Here is a 19,820-nt window from a genome sequence, read left to right as displayed (position 1 = left end):
ATCCCCCGATCAAGCCGGGGGCAGGCACTTCGAGGCCCGATCTTGCGGGCACTTCGGGACGGCGCGCGCCGTATGCCGATCCAGGCCCCGCCATGCTGAGGTGCTCCGCGAAGCGGAGCCTCGAAGCACGCACCGAAAACACCGCGAGGACCCGATAATGGAATTTGCCCAGCGCCACGCCATCAGCGATGTCTGCGTCCTTTGCGAGGATGTCGAGGGGTCGATCGCCTTCTATCGCGACAAGCTTGGCTTCAAGCTCCGGCATCGCGCCGAGGGCTTTGCCGATTTCTCCGGCGCCGGGCTGACGCTGGCGCTGTGGGAGATCGACCATATCAGCCGCCATACCGGCATGGACGACACGCGGGGGCCCGGCGCCCACAAGGTCTGTATCGCCGTCAACCTGCCGGCGCCGGCCGAGATCGACGCCTGTTACGCCGAACTCGGCGCCAAGGGCATCGTCTTCCAGGGGCCGCCGGCCGACTATCCGTGGAACGCGCGCTGCATCTATTTCTCCGGGCCGGATGACGAGCTCTGGGAACTCTATGCCTGGCTCGACGGCGGCCCGGTCGGCGCCGTCGACAAGGAACAGGGCTGACATGCAGCCGCAGGACATCATCCGCCGCAAGCGCGACGGCGAAGTGCTCGACGCCAGCGATATCGCCGCCTTCGTGCGTGGCATAGGAGACGGCGAGGTTTCCGAGGGCCAGATCGGCGCTTTCACGATGGCCGTCTATCTCAACGGCATGACAGCGCCCGAGCGGGTCGCCCTGTCGCTGGCGATGCGCGATTCCGGCCGCGTGCTCGACTGGTCCGCTATGGGCATCGACGAGAAACTGCTCATCGAGAAACATTCGTCGGGCGGCGTCGGCGACGAGAAGATCACCTTGCTGGTCATCCCTCTCGCCGCGGCCTGCGGTGTCTTCGCGCCGAACCTGTCCGGCTGGGGACTCGACTATTGCGGCGGCGAAATCGACATGCTCGACAGCATCCCCGGCTACGATACCGCGCCGTCGTCGGAGACCTTCATGGCGGCGGTCAAGTCGGCCGGCGGCGCGATCATCGGTCCGACCCCCGATCTGGCGCCGGCCGACCGCAAGATCTTCAAGGTTCGCGACGTCACCGCGACGGTCGAGAGCGTCGCCCTGATCACCGGATCGATCATGTCGAAGAAACTCGCCGCGGGTCCGCGCGGCATGGTGATTACCGTCGGCTCCGGCTCGGGCGCCTACATGGCGACGCCGGACGATGCCCGGGAACTGGCCGAAAGCATGTCCGAGGTCGCCTCCGGCGCGGGACTGCCGAGTGTCATGTTGCTGACCGATCTCAACGCCTTTGTCGGAACCGCCATCGGCGCCGCCACCGAGGTGATCGAGACCGTCGATTTCCTGACCGGGCGCCATCGCGATGCCCGCGTCACCGACCTGACGCTGACGGTCACGGCCGAGATGATCGTGCTGGCCGGCCTGGAGACGGATATCGACGCGGCACGGGCGCTGGCCGCTTCGCGGCTCAAGGATGGCAGCGCCGCCAGGCATTTCGGCCTGATGGTCAAAGCGCTCGGCGGTCCGGCCGATTTCGTCGAACGGCCGGCCGACCACCTGCCCGCCGCCGCGGTGATCAAGCCGGTCTTCGCGACCGAGAGCGGTTTTGTCGCCGGCATGAACACCAGGGAGATCGGCCTCGCCCTGGTCGGACTCGGCGGCGGCCGCAAGCTGCCCGAGGAGGCGATCGACCTCTCGGTCGGGCTGACCGATTTCCGTCAGGTTGGCGACGCCGTCGGACCGGACCGCCCGCTCTGCACCATCCACGCCCGCAGCGAGGCCGAATGGGAGACGGCGGCGGCGCGGGTCCGGGCGGCGGTGCAGATCTCGGACACGCCGCCGGCGCCTCTCGGGCCGATCGTCATCGAGCGGATCGCGCGGAGCCCGTGACCTGATGTTGACCTTCGGGAGCCGGATAATCCCCTCAGCGCCCAATGAATAGCCGCAAGATCGCAAGGACATGACATGACCCGCAAGATCATCATCGATACCGACCCGGGACAGGACGACGCCGTCGCCCTCCTGCTGGCGCTCGCGTCGCCCGAAGACTTCGACATCCTCGGCATTGTCGCGGTCGCCGGCAATGTCGGGCTGGCGCAGAACGCCAAGAATGCGCTGAAGGTGGTCGAGCTATCGGGGCGCACCGACGTGCCGGTCTATGCCGGCTGCGAGCGTCCGATCCGGCGGCCGCTGGTCACGGCCGAGCATGTCCACGGGCCGACCGGCCTCGACGGCCCCGACCTGCCCGAGCCGACCATGAAGTTGCAGGACCAGCATGGCGTCGACTTCATCGTCGACACGCTGCGCAAGGAAGACTCCGGCACCGTCACGCTTTGCACGCTCGGGCCGCTGACCAATGTCGCCATGGCGCTGATCAAGGCGCCCGACATCGCGCCGCGCATCCGCGAGATCGTGATGATGGCCGGCGCCTATTTCGAGGTCGGCAACATCACCCCGGCGGCCGAGTTCAACGTGTATGTCGACCCGGAAGCCGCCGACATTGTGCTGACCGCCGGCATCCCCGTCACTATCATCCCGCTCGACGTCACCCATGGCGTGCTGAGCTTCCAGCATCGCCTCGACGCCTTTGCCGGGCTCGGCAACAAGTCGGGCAAGGCGGTGTCGGAGATGCTCGCCTTCTCCGAGCGCTTCGACCTCGAGAAATACGGTGGCGAGGGCGCGCCGCTGCACGATCCCTGCGTCATCGCCTGGCTGCTCAAGCCCGACCTGTTCGAGGGCCGCAACATCAACGTCTCGATCGAGACGACGAGCGAGCTCACGCGCGGCATGACCGTGGCGGATTACTGGCGGGTGACCGACCGGCCGCGCAACGCACTCTACCTGCGCTCGGCCGACGACGAGGGCTTTTACGCGCTGCTCCGCGAGCGGCTCGCCAGGCTGCCGTGAAAAGGGACGCGCGCCTCTAAAGCCCGCACGGCGCTGTCAGTAAGGCGTCTCGCCGGCGTCGACGTTGATCGCCTGGCCGCGGATGATGGTCGCCGCGTCGGTGAGCAGGAAGGCGACGACGCGGCCGACTTCCAGCGGCTCGACGTGGCGCTTCAGTTGCCCGGGCACCATCCCGGCGAACAGTGTGGCGGCGTCGCCGACGCCGTCGCGTTCCAGTTCGGCGGCGACTTCGCGCAGCATCGGTGTCGCGACGCTGCCGGGGCAGACTGCGTTGACGTTGATCTTGTGGGCGGCCCACTCGCTGGCCAGCGACCGGGTCAGGTTGATCACCGCCGCCTTGCTGGCGTTGTAGGCGGCCATGTTGGGAAAGCCGACCTTGCCGGCGTTGGAGGCGATGTTGACGATCGCCCCGCCCTTGCCGCCGAAGGCGCGAAAGGCGGCCTGGGCGCCGCGCATGACGCCGCCGGCATTGACCCGCAGTTCCAGTTCCCAGTTCTCCGGCGTGATGTCGGCGGCCGGTCCCATGCGGACGATGCCGGCGTTGTTGACCCAGCCGGCGAGGCCGCCGAAGCGATCGATCGTCGCGGCGGTCGCGGCTTCGAGCGATGCCGCGTCGGTCACGTCGGCGGCAAGGCCGAGGGCGCGGCCGCCCTCGGGGTCGAGCCGGTTCGCGGTCGACTCGGCCGCCGCGCCGTCGAGGTCGAGCAGCACGACATTGCCGCCGGCTTCGAGGATCGCCTGGGCGATGCCGGCGCCGATGCCGCGCGCCGCGCCGGTAACGATCACCGTGCGGCCGGCGAGCGCTGTGGCGGAAAGGGTGCTCATGCGGAAAGCGTCCTAGAAGGAGGGGGTGACGGTGACGCCGCCATCGACGACGAGGTTCGCGCCGGTGATGAAGCGTGACGCCGGCGAGGCGAGAAACAGCACCGCGTCGGCGACATCGTAGTTGTCGCCCATTCGGCCGAGCGGCGCGGCGGCGAGCCAGCGCTTGACGCCCTCCGGCCAGTTTTCCTCGATGCCGGGGGCATGGATGACGCCGGGCGACACGGCATTGGCGCGAATCCCGTGGCGCCCGAATTCAAGCGCCGTGGCGCGGGTGAACATGATCAGGCCGGCCTTGGTCGTGGCGTAGTGACCGTGGGTCAGCGCCGGCTGAAGCCCTTCGATCGAGGCGATGTTGACGATGACACCGCCGGCGCCGCGCGCCACCATCGCATCGGTGGCGACGCGGGTAGTGTTGAAGACGGCGTCGAGATTGGTGGCCAGCGTGTCCCGCCATTCGTCGGGTTCCATGTCGGCGATCGTCGAATGGGTCTGCCGTGCGGCGTTGTTGACGAGGATGTCGACCGGCCCGAGCGTTTCGCCGATCGCGGCAAAGGCGGACTCGACGGCTGTCCGGTCGGTCAGTTCGCCGTGGATCGCCATCGCCTTGCCGCCATCGCCGGCGACCGTGGCGACCAATGCTTCGGCAGCCTCCTTGCCGCCGCGATAATGGACGGCGACCGCGGCGCCGGCTTCCGCCAGCCGCCGGACGATGCCCGCGCCGATGCCGCGGCCCGCGCCGGTGACGAGGGCGACCTTGCCGCTGAGGTCGAGAAGCCGGTCGACCGGGATGTCGGGCTGGTCCATGCGTTTATCCTGTCCGGAGAGCGTTCGCGCCATCATCGCCGACCTGTGCCGCCACGCCAACTGCCGGAGGGACGCAAACGGCCTCTCGACTACCCCTTATGGGGGAATCGGGGTGACCGGCGCGGGCTTTTGCCGCCAATTGAAGCGATGGCGCCGCGGGCGTCTTTCCCTGTATGGTCCCGTCCGGTTCCTCCCCGGCCAGGTCGCGGCCGGGATCTCCCTGCTCCAACAGGCGACGATGCCCCGCTCCGCGTCGACTCGTCGCCTGCAGATTGAACGCCGAAAGCACCCGATGGCAGCGCCAGAGCTCCCGACCCAGCAGGTAATGCGGGGCATCGTCCTGATGATCGTTGCCGCCTCGCTCTTCGCCTGCGTCGACGGCTTCAGCAAGCTGCTCGCCGAGACGCAGTCGGTCGGCCAGATCGTCTGGGCGCGCTACACCATGGCGGTTCCGGTGCTGTTCGCCACGACGGCGCCGTCGCACTGGCGCAGCCTGTTCCGGACATCACGGCCCCTGGCCCAGCTCGGTCGCGCCTTCATCCCGCTCGGCACCAGCGTCACCATGGTCCTGTCCGTCCGCTACCTGCCCCTGGCCGAGGCGACCGTCATCCTGTTCACCGCGCCCTTCCTCGTCGTCCTGCTTTCGGCGCTGGTGCTCAAGGAGCGGGTGCCGGTGATCACCTGGATGGCGGTCATCGTCGGCTTCGCCGCGGTGATCCTCGTCGCTCGTCCGGGCTTCGGCACGATGTCCGGATACATGGTCTTCCCGCTGATCGGGGCGTTGTTCTTCGCGGCCTTCCAGCTCGTCACGCGTTGGCTGCGGGCCGGTGGCGAGACCGCCCACACGACGCTCGCCTGGACGCTGGCCGTCGGCGCCGTGATCTCGGCGCCCTTCGCGTTTCTCACCTGGGTTCCGGTCAGCGCCGAGGCCTGGCTGCTGATGGCCGGACTCGGCATTGTCTTCGGGCTCGCCCAGGCGCTGATGGTCCGCGCCTATGCCCATGCGTCGGCCGGCGTGCTGACGCCGTTCAGCTACGCCCAGCTGGTTGCCGCCGCGATCATTGGCATGGTGGTCTTCGCGGCGGTCCCTGATGTCTGGACAGTGGTGGGCATTGTCATGATAACCATCGCCGGAATAACAGTCGCCCGCGCAAGGCGGTCGTGACGCCATCGACTATCGCGGCCGGTCCGGTCCGTGCTTTCTGCCGTCCGTTTTACCAAGGAACATGTGCATGCTTGATTTCGACATTCCGCGCTTCATCGGCATCCAGGCCGGCGCCGTGGCGCTAGCCGATCGTCTGGACGCAACCATCGGCGGCCTGCTCGACAGTGGTGCCAGGAACATCTTCTTCCTCGGCGCCGGTGGCGCTGCCATCCTGATGCAGCCGGCGGTGCACCTGCTGCGGACCAAGTCGACCTTTCCCGTCTTCCACGAGAATGCCGCGGAACTGATTGCCGGCGGCTCGCGCCACCTTGGGCCAGGCTCCATCGTCGTCATCCCATCGCTCTCCGGAACGACCAAGGAGAGCATTGAGACGCTTGCCTATTGCAAGGAGCGGGGGGCGACGGTCCTGACCCTCGTCGGCCATGCCGCGACGCCGCTCGGGGAGGGCGGAGACCATGTCTTCGTCAACTTTGCCGAGGACGATACGTCGTCAGAATCTTTTTATATTCAGTCGCTTGCGATCGCGCTATCGATCATGGCCCGGCGCGGCGAATCCTCGGCTTTCACGGCATTCGTCGATGAGGCGAAGCGGCTGCCGGAGGCGCTGGTCGCTGTGAAGCAGGGATTCGAGGCGGAGGCGGAGGCCTTTGCCGAGCGGATCCGCAACGAGCCCTATCACATCATCACCGCCGCCGGGTCGGCGTGGCCGCAGGCTTTCTATTACGGCATGTGCATCCTCGAGGAGATGCAGTGGATTCGCACCCGCCCGGTGCACGCCTCCGACTTCTTCCACGGCACGCTCGAACTGCTTGAGCCGGGCGTCAGCCTCATTGTCCTCAAGGGCGAGGACGAGTATCGGCCGCTGGCCGACCGGGTCGAGGCCTTCGCCGGCGAACACACCGACAAGCTGACCGTCTTCGATACCGCATCGGTCGACCTGCCGGGCATCGGCCCCGAAGTCCGGGCGCTGATCTCCCCGGTGGTGCTGGCGACCATGCTCGAACGCGTCAGCACCCACCTCGCCGCCAAGCGGGATCACCCGCTGACCACGCGGCGCTACTATCGGCGGATCGCCTATTGAGCGGATGAGCGATGTGTCGATCGCCGCGGTCGGCGACAACTGCATCGACCGCTACCTGGCGCTGAAGCGCTCGACCGTTGGCGGCAATGCCGTCAATGTCGGCGTCCACTTGGCCCGGTTCGGCCGCAGCGTCTCCTATTACGGTGCGGTCGGTTCCGATCCGGACGGGGAGCGGGTGCTGGCCTGCCTGCGGGCGAATGGCGTCGACACCGGCCACGCCCGGATCGTCGACGGGTCGACCACGGCCTATACCGACATCGCCGTCGATGATGACGGCGAGCGGCTTATCGCCTTCGAGGATTTCGGCGCCTGCGCCGGCTACCGACCGGCGGCCGAGGAGATCGACCGGCTTCGCGCCTGTCGCCATGTCCATATCGGCTGGCTCGACGATGGCGGCGCGCTCAAGGACGCACTGGCTGCCGCCGGAGTCAGCGTCTCGCAGGATCTCTCGGTCAGCATGGCGCCGGACCACCGCCGCAGCGACGGTCTGGCGATCGCGTTCATCTCGGCCGGCCCCTCGATCGTGGAGGGCGAGCGGCTGCTGGCCGAGGCGCTGGCCGGCGGCGCCGGCACGGCGGTCGTCACCTGCGGCGCGATGGGGAGTCTCGCGGCGGATGGGACTACGACGGCGCGGGCCGGCATCCTGCCGATCGATGTCGTCGACACGCTTGGCGCCGGCGACACCTTCATTGCTGGCTTCATCCACGCCCGGCTCGATGGCCAACCGCTGCAGCGATGCCTCGAAGCAGGTCGCGATGCGGCGGCCCCGACCTGTCTCCATCTCGGCGGGTTTCCGCAGCAGCCGGCTAACCTTGCCTGAAAGTTGTGCCGGTATCGAGGGGCGCAATTCGGTTGCAAATGAGGGTGGTTGCAAATTTTTTAGGCCTGCCCGGTATCGGATGCTGATTGCAGCGCCATCTCCGAGTGGCTAATGTTCTCGACGGGAGTACACCTCTTCATGGAGGACTATCGTATTGCCCGCGTCGGGTTGTCTGACGTCGGCGGGTGACCGTTGGCGCAGCGTTGGGAGGAATGAAAGAATGAACTTGAAACGCATTATGGCCAGCGCATCCGCGCTGTGCTTCGCCGCAGGCATGGGCTCGGCCCAGGCAGCCGGCGAGTTTGACGGCGTGACCGTCAACCTGATCACGCAGACCGGTGCGATCCAGGAGCCGCTGCAGCGCCGCGCCCCCGAGTTCGAGGCGCTCACCGGCGCCAAGATCAACGTCATCGCCGTGCCGTTCTCGGATCTCTACCAGAAGGTCCTGACGGACTGGGCGAGCGGCACCAACTCTGTCGACGCCGCGGTCTTCGCCCCGCAGTGGATGGTCGACTACATCGCCGGCGGCTACCTCGAGGACCTGACCGCCCGTGTCGAGGGCGATCCGGCGATCGAGCAGGATGATGTCGGTGCGTTCTTCCGTGATTTCTCGGAGAAGTATAACGGCAAGGTCTACATGAAGACCTTCGACGGCGACTTCCACATGATGTACTACCGGAAGGACCTCCTCGAAGAGGCCGGCCTCGAAGTGCCGAAGACCTGGGACGAGTATCTCGAAGTCGCCAAGGCCCTTCACGGCAAGGACATGAACGGTGACGGGACGCCCGACTTCGGCTCCTGCATCGGCAAGAAGCGCAACGCGCAGAGCTATTGGTTCGTGACCGACGTCGTTGGTTCGCTGACCCAGTCGAAGGGCACCAGCCAGGGCACCTTCTTCAACACCGAAGACATGACCCCGCTGGTCGACAACGCCGCGTTCCGCAAGGCGCTCTCGTTCCTGAAGGATTCGACTGCCTATGGCCCGCCGGACGAGCTGAACCTGGACGTCTCGGACACCCGTCCGCTGTTCGCCTCGGGTCGCTGCGCCCTCAACCTCGACTGGGGCGACGTCGGCACGATCTCGATCGACCCGGAGAACTCCAAGGTCATCGGCAAGTGGGGCGCGGCGATCATGCCGGGCTCGAAGGAAGTGCTTGACTGGGAGACCGGCGAGCTCGTGGCGTGCGACGCCGACACCTGCCCGTATGCCATCGACGGCGTGAACCACGCTCCGTTCGCGGCCTTCGGCGGCTGGGGTGGCGGCATCAATGCCGCAGCCGACGACAAGGTGAAGGACGCGGCGTTCGCCTTCTTCTCCTACGTGACGCAGCCGGCTCAGTCGAACCAGGACGTGACCGTCGGCATCACCGGCTTCAACCCCTACCGGATGTCGCAGCTCACCTTTAGCGACCTGTGGAAGAACGCCGGCATGAGCGAGGCCGAGGCCGAGAACTATCTCGGCGCCATCAACGCCTCGATGAGCAGCCCGAACATGATCCTCGACCTGCGCATCCCGCAGAACCAGCGCTACCAGCAGGTGGTTCTGGACGAGGCGATCTCGCGCTACCTCGCCGGTGAAATCGACGCCGACGCCACCGTGGCGGCCGTCGCCAACGGCTGGGAAGAGCTGACCGAAGAGATCGGGCGCGACGAGCAGCTCGAAATCTACAAGGCAACGATCGGCGCCGAATAAGGGCCAATCGCTTCAAGCTCGTCCGGCGCGGCTCGCCCGCGCCGGACCCGCCCAACGGGAGCCTGTCCCGGAACCAACGTGAGACCGTATGACTGCTTCCGCCGTGACCGCCCGTGACACTGTCCCGCGACCGGGGCTGGCCGAGCGGTTCGACCGCCATGCCGGCCGACTCATGGTGCTGCCGGCGGTCATCGTCATCCTCTGCTTCGCGATCTTCCCGCTCATCATTTCCGCCTACCTGTCGCTGACGCGCTTCGCGCTCGCGCCCGGTGGCTTCACGCTCAAATATGTCGGCACCTTCAACTACCGGAAGCTGCTGACCGGTTCGCAGCAATATCACCTGCTCGGCACCTTCAAGGAATTCGGCGCCGTCGAGTGGTTCATCGTCATCGCCATGGCGGTGCTGATCCTCTACCTGCTCGGGCGATATTTCACGTCCGGCCGCGCCACGATCGTCGGCACGATCGGCCGGCTGATCACGTCGAGCATGGTGATGGGCCTGACCCTGCTCCTTACCGCGACAATCATCGCCGGCGGCGTGCCCGGCACCATGGCGACGACGCTCATCTATGTCGGCGTCGGCGTCACCGCGCAGTTTCTCCTCGGCCTCGGCATCGCCATGCTCTGCGCCCAGGCGATTCGCGGCCGAAATTTCTTCCGGGTGCTGTTCTTCGTGCCGCTGATGGTTACCCCGGTCGGCATCGCCTACACCTTCCGAATGCTGGCCGACATCCAGAAGGGTCCCTTCGCGCCGCTCCTCCAGTTTCTCGGCGTCACCCAATGGTCCTGGGCGACGGATGCGTGGTCGGCGCGGCTGATGGTGCTGGTCGGCGATACCTGGCAGTGGACGCCCTTCATGTTCATCGTCCTGCTGGCGGCCATCGAGAACCAGCCGCGCGACCAGGTCGAGGCGGCGCGCATCGACGGCGCCAGCGGCTTGCAGATCTTCCGCGACATCACCTGGCCGTCGATCGCCCCTGTCGCCGCGACGATCGTCCTGATCCGCCTGATCGAGGCGTTCAAGATCATCGATCTGCCCAACGTGCTCACCGGCGGCGGCCCGGGCCTGGCGACCGAATCGATGACGCTCCATTCCTTCATCGCCTGGCGGACGCAGGATCTCGGCGGGTCGGCGGCCGTCGGCTACATGCTGCTCTTCGTATCGACCATCGTCTGCGTCTCATTCTTCAACTTCATGGTGCGGCCAGCCCGCCGTCTGGAATCATGACCGAGAACCGCTCCCTGATGCGCCGCCTGTTCGAGCCGAAGTCGCTCGACCACCAGGCTCCGGCCGCCAAGTTCGTCACCTATGCGCTGCTGTTCATCTGGTCGCTGGTCGTGCTGATTCCGCTCTACTGGGTGCTGATCACGGCCTTCAAGAACCAGGGCGACGTCGCCAACGGTCCGTTCTACCTGCCCTTCATCGACTTCCAGCCGAAGACCGACGCCTGGCATTTCATGCTGGTCGAGAACAACACCATCGGCCCCTATATCAACTCGGTCGTCGTGTCGCTCGGAAGCACCTTCCTCGCGCTCCTGATCGGTTCGCTGGCCGCTTACGCCCTGGTCCGCATTCGCTTCCGGGTGAAGCTGGCGATGGTGGGAATCTTCCTCATCCTGCTCGTGGCGGTCATTGTCGCGGTAGCCACCTTCGGCGTTCCGTGGCAGATCGCCCTGGCCGTAGCCATCGCCCTCTTTGTCCTCGCGCTGTTTACGGTCGGCCGCCGCATGAAGCTGGCGCTTGGCAATCGGGACGTCGAATTCTGGATCATCTCGAACCGGATCATGCCGCCGATCGTCGCGGTGCTGCCGATCTACGTGATGTTCCAGCAGCTAAGGCTGCTCGATACCCAGTTCGCCCTGATCGCCACCTACACGGCCGTCAACCTGCCGATCGTCGTCTGGTTGACCCGCGACTTCTTCGCCGGCATCCCGATTGACCTCGAGGAGAGCGCCGAGATCGACGGCGCCTCGAAGTTCCGCGTCTTCTTCACCATCGCGCTGCCGCTGGTCCGTTCGGGTCTCGTCGCGACTTTCCTGCTGGTCCTCATTCTTGCCTGGAACGAGTATCTTCTCGCGCTCTTCCTGACGAATGCCGATGCCCAGACGATGCCGGTGCTGGTCTCCGCACAGAACACGACGCGCGGACCGCAGTGGTGGAACATGTCGGTGCTCATCGTCATCATGATCGCACCGGTGGTCATCATCGCCACCTTCCTGCAAAAACACATCGCGCGGGGCCTCCTGGTCGGCGCGGTCAAAGGCTAGATCGTATGCGCGTCACGCTTTCCGACATCTACAAGTCCTTCGGCAATGTCGAAGTGGTCAAGGGTCTCGACCTGGAGATTTCCGAGGGGGAGTTCCTCGTCCTGCTCGGCCCTTCGGGATGCGGCAAGACGACGGCGCTGCGCATGGTCGCCGGCCTCGAGAGCGTGACCTCCGGCAAGATCTCGATCGGCGAACGCGACGTCACCCAGGTGCTGCCGAAATATCGCGACGTGGCGATGGTCTTCCAGTCCTATGCGCTCTATCCGCACATGACGGTCGCGGCCAACATCGGCTACCCCCTGAAGCTCCGCAAGGTGCCGAAGGCCGAGCAGGCAACCCAGATCCGCGAGGCCGCCGAGAAGGTTCATCTCGAGGATTATCTCGACCGCTTTCCGCGCCAGTTGTCCGGCGGTCAGCGCCAGCGTGTCGCCCTTGCCCGCGCCATCGTCCGGCGACCCAGCGTCTTCCTGATGGACGAGCCGCTGTCCAATCTCGACGCCAAGCTGCGCAGCTTCATGCGCGCCGAGCTCAAGCACCTGCAGAGCGAGCTCAACACCACGACGATCTACGTCACCCATGACCAGATCGAGGCGATGACGCTCGCCCATCGCGTCGCGGTGATGAACAAGGGCGTCGTCCAGCAGATCGCGACGCCGCGCGAGATCTACGACAACCCGGCCAACCTCTTCGTCGCCGGCTTCATCGGCTCGCCGCCGATGAACACGCTGACCGGATCGATCGCCGACGGCGCTTTCGTCGGCCCTGAAGGCAAGGTCGCACTCGCCGGTTATGCGCCGCGCGACAAGGTGGTCTTCGGCTTCCGCCCCGAGGATGCGCGGGTCGTCGATCCGGCGACAAGCGATATCCGGGCGAAGATCTACGCCTGCGAACTGACCGGCAACGAAACCATCGTCACCTGCCAGATGGGCAAGTCGCAGATCGTCGTGAAGATGGACAAGAACTTCGACATGCCGCCGAATGCCCCGGTGGCGCTGAGCATCGACGAAGAGAAGATCTGCCTGTTCGACGCCGACAGCGGCGAGAAGATCGCCAAGGGTGGCTGACGCCTAGCCGTCGAGACCGCGCAGGAAATCGCCGACCGCCGCCTTGAACGCGACGATGTGGCCCGTCCGGTCGATCGACTTTGACGGGATCTGCACCAGTGTCGCGCCGGGGATCGTTCCGGCCAGCGTTTGCGCATAGTCGAGCGGATGCACGATGTCCTCCGCCGTGCCGATGACCAGGGTCGGAACCGCGAGGGCGCGGACCTCCGCCTCGCTGACGCCGGGGCCATCGCGCGAGATCGCGGACAGCAGCGCGACGGTCGTCGCCGGGTTGGCGCGATCGAAGAAGCCGCCGAGCGAGGCGAGGTTGTCGGGCGCTTCGCGCGCCGCGCGGGCCGCCGTCTCGGACCGGTCGAAGGCGGCGCGGGCGTCGCGCGGATCGTGCGCGGCGAGCAGGCCTGCGATCTCGCCGAAGGGTTTCATGTTATCCGGCGCGGGAGCGAACAGCCAGGCCGGGCGGGCCAGGACGAGCGCGCAGACGAGGTCGGGCCGCTTGACGGCCAGCCGCATCGAAATGGCGGCGCCCATCGAGATTCCGCCGAAGACCGCCGGGCCGACCGCCAGGTGCTCGGCAAGCGTCGCGACATCGTCGGCGAAGGTCGCGATCGACAGGGCGTCATATGAGCCGGGCTCCGACAGGCCCTGGGCGCGGCATTCGAGGGTGACGCGCCGCGTCGGCGGGGCATCCGGAAACACCTCCGCCACCTGCGCCGCGTCACCGCCGAGGCCGTGCTGGAACACGACCGCCGGTCCGTTGCCGATATCGGCGTAGCGGAGCGCCAGCTCGCCGCGATCGAAGGTGTGGAAGGTCATTGCGGCTCGCCCGCCTCAAGCGTTTGGTCGAGGAACGCGGCGACGCCCGGGGCGTCGCCAGCCACCAGTCCGTGGGCGATCAGCGCGCCGTCGAAGCCGACCCGGCGCAGTTCCGAGACGTAGTGCCGATAGTCGAGGACGCCCTGCCCGGCAACGGCGAAACCGCCGGCCGCGTTGCGATCCTTGGCATGGGCGATGACGATGCGGTCGGCGAGGCGGTCGAGGGCTCGCGAGACCGTGTCGCGCTGCTCGGCCGGCGCCGCGCGCTCGAACAGGTTGGCGGCGTCGAAGACGATTTTGATGCGCTCGCTGCCGATTTCGTCGATCAGCCGGCGGGCGCGGTCTGCCGAGGAAACGACGTTGGCGAGTTCGGGCTCGATGCCGAGGTCGATGTCGTGCGCGTCCGCAACCACCAGCGCCGCCTCCATGCTGGCGAGGAGATCGCGCCACGCCTCGGGCGTATCGTTGTCCGGGTGGGCCCGCCACTGGTCGTCCGGATCGCGGGAACCGGTGCAGAGCGTCACCAGTCGCGTCCCCATGATGCGGGCCGCCGGCGCCAGGACGCCGAGGCGGCGGATGCCGTCCGCGCGGATGGCCGGGTCGGGGTGGATTATGTTGAAGGTGCCGGACAGCGCCGCGATGGCGACACCGGAGCTCACGGCGGCGGACCGCACGGCCTCGGCCGTTCCGCTGTCGATCGCGTCGGGCAGGGACGGCAGGCCGGAGCAGGCCATGTTGTACTGGGTCGCCGCAAAGCCGGCGCCGGCGACCGCTTTCAGTACCTCGCTCGGATCGGCGCCGGGAAAGGTCTTGGCGAAGATCCCGATTTGCATCAGACGGCGCCCGCGGCTTCGGCGAGCGTCACCGCGCGCTTCTCGCGGACCGACTGGGCAATGGCGACCATGGCGCGGACCGAGGCCACGCCGTCTTCGGCAGTGGCGCCGCGCGCGAGTGCGCCGGTCAGCACCGCGTCGGCGAAGCCCTCGACCTGGCGGCGATAGAAATGGCCGTCGGCGGCGAGCGGCCGATAGGAAGTCGCGTCGCGTTCGCGGAAGATATCGACCTCGCTCGCCTTGTAGTACCAGGGGTTGAAGGTCTTGGCGACGACGCTGCCATTCTCGCCGTAGAGCTGGAAGCCTTCGTGCCAGTCCATGCGGACGGCGACGGTCAGGTCGAGGTGGCCGAGGGCGCCGTTGGCAAAGCCGACATCGACGAACCAGCAGCGGATGCCGGACCGTTCGCTGTAATGGGCGTGGACCGTCGCGATGTCGCCGACCAGATACCGGGCGGTGTCGACGAGGTGGCTGCCATGGGCCAGCATCAGGTAGCGCTGGCGGTCGGCCTTCGGGTCGCCCGACGGTTTGCGTGAGCCGGCGCTGGTGACGATGGTCGGCTGGACGGCGTCGGTCATCGTGTAGCGGTGGGTCGAATCGCAGTACCACGCCTTGAGGGCGATGATGTCGCCGATCTCCTCGTCGACGAAATCCTTGGCCGCTTCGATGCCGCCGTCATAGCGCTTCATGTGGCCGACATGGAGCACCAGGTCGGTGGCCGCCACGGCGTCGCGCAGGCGCTCGGCCTCCTCGACAGACATCGCCATCGGCTTTTCGCACAGCACATGCTTGCCGGCGGCCAGCGCCTTCAGCGATGCCTCGACATGGAAGGGATCGGAGGTGGCGACGATCACCGCCTCGACCTCGGGGTCGGCCAGCATCGCGTCGTAGTCGGTGAAGGTCCGGCGCGGCTGGTGCATCACCGCCATGCGGCCGAGCAGGTCCTCGGCGACGTCGCAGATCGCGAAGAGCTCGGCATTGTGCGCCTTGACGCAGGATTCGAAATGCGCCGCCTGGGCGATCTGCCCGGCGCCGAGAACGCCGATGCGCAGCCGTCGTGTATCCGTCATGGTGTCTCCGGGGTGTTGGCGAGCAGGGCGTCGATGGCCGCGCGTTCCGGCATGGCGCCCATCGCGCCTGAAATGGTGGCCATGACCGCGCCAGCAGCACAGGCCCGGCGGCCGATGGCGGCGAGGGACGGCGCATCGAGGCGGCTCAGGTCGGTGGCGAGCAGGCCGGCGATCAGGCTCGCCATGAAGGCGTCGCCGCAGCCGACGGTATCGACCACGCCGACAACGAATCCCGGGACCGCCACGGTGAAATCCGGCGTGAAGAGCTCGGCGCCGTCGGCGCCGCGGGTGACCGCCATGACCTTGAGGCGCGGATGCCACAGGGCCCGCACCGCATCGCCGGGCTCATCCAGCCCCGACAAGGCGAAAAGCTCCTCGTCGCTGATCTTGACGATATCGGCGGAGGCGACGGCCTCGCGGCCTGTTGCCAGCATAGCGTTCGGATCGTGCCAGACCGCCGGGCGGAGATTGGGGTCGGCGGAGATCAGGGCGCCGGCGTCGCGCGCCACCGCAATTGCCTGCCGCTGCGCCTCGGCCGAAACCGGGGTGCCGAGGGTCAGCGAGCCGACATGCAGGACCCGCGAGGTGCGGATGAGGTCGCGGTCGATCACGTCGGCCGCCATGCGGGAGTCGGCGCAGCCTTCGCGGTAGAGGGCGAAATCGCGGTCGCCGCGGGAGTCCAGCGAAACGACGGCGAGCGCCGTGGTGTCGACCTCGGCGCGACTGATCGCACGGGTCTCGACGCCGGCACCCTTGAGGGTTTCGATCAGCACGTTGCCAAGATGCCCCGGCCCGACCCGGCTGACCATCGCGGCGCGCAGCCCGAGCCGGGCGATGCCCGCCGCAACGTTGCCGGGGGCCCCGCCGGGCCGCGCAGCGTAAAGCGCGTCGGCGCCGGATCGGCCGGCCGGGATCATGTCGATCACCAGCTCGCCCAGCGCCGTCACGTCGAAACGCGATGAGATGCCGTCGTTGCTCATGGACAGGACAGGTTCGGGAGGCCAACGCGTTCAGACAGGCGCGTCGGCCTCGCCGGCGTCACGCGAAGTTCGGGTTGTCGATGATCGCCGGGCGACCGTCGCGCTCGACGACCAGCTTGCGCATGCCGCGCTCGCGGATCGTGCCGTAATCGTGGCCGGCGTCGGTGGCGCAGAACCAGACGAAGACCAGCTTCTCGGAGCCGGTATTGATGCTGCGATGGGCCCACTCGGGCGGGATGAAGGCGCAGATGCCGGGCTTCATCTCGACGGTACGGACCTCGCCCTCGCGGGATTCGAGCAGGAGCAGGCCCTCGCCGGACTGGGTGTAGTAGCCCTCGCCGCAATCCTTGCGCTCGTGGAAATGGCCGCGGGTCATGAAATACTCGCCGCCGACCTGGCCGGGCATCATGATCGTCGTGCCGAAGCAGATGTCGCATTCCTGCTTGCGGTAGTCGACGACCTCATAGGCGATCGGATCGCCCCCTTCGGCGACGACCTTGTCGAAGGCTGCCGCATCATGGAACAGGCCGCTGAGTTCGCTGAGTTTCTTGGTGTAGCGGTCAGTCGACGGGGTAACTTCGCCACTGATGCCGTCGATGGCGACACCTTCCGGGAACAGCATGGGGAATCCTCTCTTGTTGTTTGGCTATGGGCTAGGACCGGGCCGCAGCCATGTCAACCGAATGAAGGGGTGTGCGGCAAGGAAGTCAGAGGGCGATGATGCCGGTATCGTTGAGCAGTCCGATTTCGCCTTCGCCGAGACCGAGGACGTCAGCGAGAACAGCCTCCGTATCGCCGCCGAAACGCGGTGCTGTTCCGGTTGGTTGCGGGTCCGCGCCCGGGAAGCTCGCGGCCGCGCCGGGGGTCGGATAGGCGTGGCCGCCGGGATGGGCGACGGTCGGCATGGCGTCGGTTTGGACGGCGAAACGATCGGTGGCGGTTGCTGCTTCGTGGACGCTGCGATAGGGCGCCCAGCAGACGCCTGTTCCTTCGAATAGCGCGGTGAGGTCGGCTTCGCTGCGAGCGCCGATGGCGGCCTCGAACAGGGGATAAAGTGCTTCGCGGTGGCGGTAGCGCTCGCCCTCGTCGCTGGCGAATGAGGTGCCGAGAGAGCGTTCCAGCGCGGCGATCTCCTCGGTGAGACCAAGCGTCGTCACAAGGTCGCGCCATTGCCGGGTGGTGATCGCGACGATCATCAGCCGCCGGCCGTCGGCGGTGGCGAAATCGCGGCCGAAGGCGCCGAACAGGTCATTGCCCTGGCGGGGCCGGTCGACGCCGGACAGCAGCACCTCGGCGAGCTGGCCGAGATGCCCCAGCGTCGTTGCGGCTAGGTCGCCGAGCGGCAGGCGGATTTCGCGCCCGATCCCGGTTTCCCGGCGCGCATGATGGGCGGCGAGCAGGGAGAAAGCGCCGTATGCGCCGGCCATCAGGTCCCAGGTCGGCAACACGCTGTTGACCGGCTCGTCGGCGGGCAGGTCCGCCGGCCCGGTCATCAGCGGGATGCCCATCGCGGCATTGACCGTGTAGTCGACCGCCGCGGTGCCGTCGCGCCAGCCCATGATCCGCAGGGTGACGATGTCGGGACGCAGCGCCGCGAGCCTGTCATGCGAGAGGAAACCGTCCGGCGGGAAGTTGGTGACGAAGAGCCCGGCACTCTCGCCCGGCGCGGTCGCAAGGCGTTGCGCCAGTTCCCGGCCTTCCGGCTGGCGAAGATCGATCGCCACGGACTTCTTGCCCTTGTTCAGGCCCTGCCAGTAGAGGCTTTCGCCGTCCGCCGCCTGTGGCCAGCGGTTGCGGTCGGGCCCGCCGCCGATCGCGTCGATGCGGATCACCTCGGCCCCGAGCTGGGCGCAATGCAACCCGCAGGAGGGCGCGGCGATGAAGGACGCCGCCTCGACGATGCGCAGGCCCTTGAGGAGCGCCGTCATTGGCTGAGCGCCCGGCGTTGCAGCTTGCCGTTGACGTTGCGGGGGAGCGTGTCGACGAAGAACACCTGCCGTGGTCGCTTGTAGGCGGCGAGGCGGCTGCCGGCATGGGTGAGCACCGCGTCGGCGTCGAGCGCGTGATCCGGGCGCCTCACCACGAAAGCGGCGATCACCGACAGGGTGTCGTCGATCCGGTGCTCGGTGACCGCCACTTCGGCAACGCCGGGGCAATCGGCCAGCGCCGTCTCGACCTCGAGCGGCGAGACCCTGAATCCACCCGCATTCATGATGTCGTCGGCCCGTCCATGGTACCAGACATAGCCGTCGTCATCGAAAGCCGCCAGATCGCCGCCGACAAACCAGTCGCCGCGCGTCGTGGCGGCGGTCTCGTCCGGGCGGTTCCAGTAGCCGAGCATCAGGCCGGGATCGGCTCGGTGGATCGCCAGCAGACCCGTCTCGCCGGCGCCGAGCGGCTGGTCGCCCGCGTCGACCGGCAGGACGGCGATGCGGCGGGTCTGCTGCGGCTTGCCGGCGCTGCCCGGCCGCACCGGCACCTGCGGTCCGCTGGAGATGAAGGTCGAGCACTCGCTCATCCCGAGCGACTCGTACAATTCCCGACCGGTGGCGGCGCGCCATTGCTCGAGGATCGAGGGATGCATCGCCTCGCCGGCGCACAGGCAATGGCGGATGGTGGCGAAGTCTTGCCTGTCGAGCACCGCATGTTTGATCATCTGGCGGTAGAGCAGGGGTACCGCCGCGAACAGCGTCGCCCCGGTCATCCGGATCAGCCTTGGCCAGACGGCGATGTCCTTCGGGCCATTATAGAGAACCGCGGCGGCGCCGACCGACCATGGATCGAGCAGACCGACGCCCAGCGTGTAGCTCCAGTTGAAGGCGCCGGCATGGAGCATCGTGTCGGCGCTGCCGATCGCCTGCCAGTCGCGGTGCATCGGGATACGGCCGAGCGCGACCCGCTGGGCATGGACGACGCCCTTGGGCCGGCTGCTCGTTCCGGAGGTGTAGATCATGTAGGCGGGATCCTCGGCCGCCGTGTCGGCATAGCCGATGCTCGGCGCGAAGCCCTTCAGCCGGGCGATGGCCGCTTCGTCGAAGACATGGACGCCGGTGTTAGCCACCGGCACGGCGAGGTCGGCGCTCATCGCGATGCCGGCGGCGCCGGAGTCGGCCAGCAGGAAGCCGACATCGGCCCCGGTCAGCATCGACGAGACCGGGATCGGCACCAGGCCGGCGGCGATCGCGCCGAAGAAGAGCAGCGCGTAGTCGCTGTTGTTGGGCAGGCGCAGCAGCAGCCGGTCGCCGGGCGACAGGCCCTCCGCCCGCAAACCCGCGGCAACGCTGCGCACCTCGCGGTCGAGCGCCGCATAGGTCCATTGCTCGACAGACCCGGCGCCGCCGGCGAGGTCGCCGACCACCGTCAGCGCCACCTTGTCCGGCGTCTCCAGCGCCCATGGCGCGAGGCAGTGGCGGGCGAGGTTGAATCGCTCGGGAATCGACGGGATGCCAGGCATGG

General features: G+C 67.4%; 19 protein-coding genes. 10 read left to right on the top strand and 9 right to left on the bottom strand.

Going from position 1 to position 19,820, the window contains the following annotated elements:
- The first annotated feature begins 157 nt into the window (after positions 1–157).
- From BLT60_RS08300 to BLT60_RS08290, 3 genes are all read left to right on the top strand, one after another.
- The gene (locus BLT60_RS08300) at positions 158–595 is read left to right on the top strand and encodes a VOC family protein (RefSeq protein ID WP_090875959.1); all 438 of its coding nucleotides are present in this window, start codon (positions 158–160) and stop codon (positions 593–595) included.
- A 1-nt stretch (position 596) separates the two neighbouring features.
- Positions 597–1,931 (top strand): thymidine phosphorylase, encoded by a 1,335-nt coding sequence (locus tag BLT60_RS08295; RefSeq protein WP_090875958.1) that lies wholly within the window; start codon positions 597–599, stop codon positions 1,929–1,931.
- A 75-nt stretch (positions 1,932–2,006) separates the two neighbouring features.
- A complete protein-coding gene (locus tag BLT60_RS08290) occupies positions 2,007–2,948 on the top strand; it encodes a nucleoside hydrolase (RefSeq protein ID WP_090875957.1) in 942 nt (313 codons plus the stop codon).
- A 36-nt stretch (positions 2,949–2,984) separates the two neighbouring features.
- Here the strand turns inward: BLT60_RS08290 and BLT60_RS08285 are convergent, their stop codons facing one another.
- The gene (locus tag BLT60_RS08285) at positions 2,985–3,773 is read right to left on the bottom strand and encodes an SDR family NAD(P)-dependent oxidoreductase (RefSeq protein ID WP_090875956.1); all 789 of its coding nucleotides are present in this window, start codon (positions 3,771–3,773) and stop codon (positions 2,985–2,987) included.
- A 12-nt stretch (positions 3,774–3,785) separates the two neighbouring features.
- Positions 3,786–4,577 carry an SDR family NAD(P)-dependent oxidoreductase gene (locus BLT60_RS08280; protein WP_090875955.1) on the bottom strand — a complete coding sequence of 264 codons (792 nt, stop codon included), beginning with the start codon at positions 4,575–4,577 and terminating at the stop codon, positions 3,786–3,788.
- Positions 4,578–4,869: 292 nt separating this feature from the next.
- Here BLT60_RS08280 and BLT60_RS08275 point away from each other — a divergent pair, with 292 nt between their 5' ends.
- The 7 genes from BLT60_RS08275 to BLT60_RS08245 all read left to right on the top strand — a co-directional run bounded on the left by BLT60_RS08275 (position 4,870) and on the right by BLT60_RS08245 (position 12,668).
- Positions 4,870–5,742 (top strand): DMT family transporter, encoded by an 873-nt coding sequence (locus tag BLT60_RS08275; protein WP_175478348.1) that lies wholly within the window; start codon positions 4,870–4,872, stop codon positions 5,740–5,742.
- A gap of 67 nt (positions 5,743–5,809) precedes the next feature.
- Positions 5,810–6,823 carry an SIS domain-containing protein gene (locus BLT60_RS08270; RefSeq protein WP_090875953.1) on the top strand — a complete coding sequence of 338 codons (1,014 nt, stop codon included), beginning with the start codon at positions 5,810–5,812 and terminating at the stop codon, positions 6,821–6,823.
- Between the two features lie 4 nt (positions 6,824–6,827).
- Positions 6,828–7,643 carry a PfkB family carbohydrate kinase gene (locus BLT60_RS08265; RefSeq protein ID WP_090875952.1) on the top strand — a complete coding sequence of 272 codons (816 nt, stop codon included), beginning with the start codon at positions 6,828–6,830 and terminating at the stop codon, positions 7,641–7,643.
- Between the two features lie 220 nt (positions 7,644–7,863).
- On the top strand, positions 7,864–9,336 hold the full coding sequence (locus BLT60_RS08260; RefSeq protein ID WP_090875951.1) for an ABC transporter substrate-binding protein: 1,473 nt from the start codon (positions 7,864–7,866) through the stop codon (positions 9,334–9,336).
- A gap of 88 nt (positions 9,337–9,424) precedes the next feature.
- A complete protein-coding gene (locus BLT60_RS08255; RefSeq protein ID WP_090875950.1) occupies positions 9,425–10,564 on the top strand; it encodes a carbohydrate ABC transporter permease in 1,140 nt (379 codons plus the stop codon).
- On the top strand, positions 10,561–11,604 hold the full coding sequence (locus tag BLT60_RS08250; RefSeq protein WP_210185567.1) for a carbohydrate ABC transporter permease: 1,044 nt from the start codon (positions 10,561–10,563) through the stop codon (positions 11,602–11,604). Before BLT60_RS08255 ends, BLT60_RS08250 begins: the two co-directional genes overlap by 4 nt.
- 5 nt (positions 11,605–11,609) lie before the next feature.
- Entirely contained in the window at positions 11,610–12,668 is a 1,059-nt protein-coding gene (locus tag BLT60_RS08245; protein WP_090875949.1) for an ABC transporter ATP-binding protein, read from the top strand.
- A 3-nt stretch (positions 12,669–12,671) separates the two neighbouring features.
- Here BLT60_RS08245 and BLT60_RS08240 read toward each other — a convergent pair whose 3' ends face one another.
- From BLT60_RS08240 to BLT60_RS08210, 7 genes are all read right to left on the bottom strand, one after another.
- A complete protein-coding gene (locus BLT60_RS08240) occupies positions 12,672–13,481 on the bottom strand; it encodes an alpha/beta fold hydrolase (protein WP_090875948.1) in 810 nt (269 codons plus the stop codon).
- The gene (locus tag BLT60_RS08235; protein ID WP_090875947.1) at positions 13,478–14,314 is read right to left on the bottom strand and encodes a sugar phosphate isomerase/epimerase family protein; all 837 of its coding nucleotides are present in this window, start codon (positions 14,312–14,314) and stop codon (positions 13,478–13,480) included. Before BLT60_RS08235 ends, BLT60_RS08240 begins: the two co-directional genes overlap by 4 nt.
- On the bottom strand, positions 14,314–15,384 hold the full coding sequence (locus tag BLT60_RS08230; RefSeq protein ID WP_090875946.1) for a Gfo/Idh/MocA family protein: 1,071 nt from the start codon (positions 15,382–15,384) through the stop codon (positions 14,314–14,316). The genes BLT60_RS08235 and BLT60_RS08230 overlap by 1 nt, the downstream gene beginning before the upstream one ends.
- Complete coding sequence (locus tag BLT60_RS08225) at positions 15,381–16,364, bottom strand: carbohydrate kinase family protein (protein ID WP_090875945.1); 984 nt, start codon at positions 16,362–16,364, stop codon at positions 15,381–15,383. Before BLT60_RS08225 ends, BLT60_RS08230 begins: the two co-directional genes overlap by 4 nt.
- Positions 16,365–16,422: 58 nt before the next feature.
- On the bottom strand, positions 16,423–16,986 hold the full coding sequence (locus tag BLT60_RS08220) for a glucose-6-phosphate isomerase family protein (protein ID WP_244521188.1): 564 nt from the start codon (positions 16,984–16,986) through the stop codon (positions 16,423–16,425).
- Positions 16,987–17,071: 85 nt separating this feature from the next.
- A complete protein-coding gene (locus tag BLT60_RS08215) occupies positions 17,072–18,292 on the bottom strand; it encodes a CoA transferase (RefSeq protein ID WP_090875944.1) in 1,221 nt (406 codons plus the stop codon).
- A complete protein-coding gene (locus BLT60_RS08210; RefSeq protein ID WP_090875943.1) occupies positions 18,289–19,818 on the bottom strand; it encodes an acetate--CoA ligase in 1,530 nt (509 codons plus the stop codon). Before BLT60_RS08210 ends, BLT60_RS08215 begins: the two co-directional genes overlap by 4 nt.
- Positions 19,819–19,820: the final 2 nt, after the last annotated feature.

The organism is Bauldia litoralis, from assembly GCF_900104485.1.
Taxonomy (GTDB): Bacteria; Pseudomonadota; Alphaproteobacteria; order Rhizobiales; family Kaistiaceae; genus Bauldia; species Bauldia litoralis.
The sequence above is the reverse complement of the archived record's forward strand: the minus strand, read 5'-3'. Positions and strand labels throughout refer to the sequence as shown.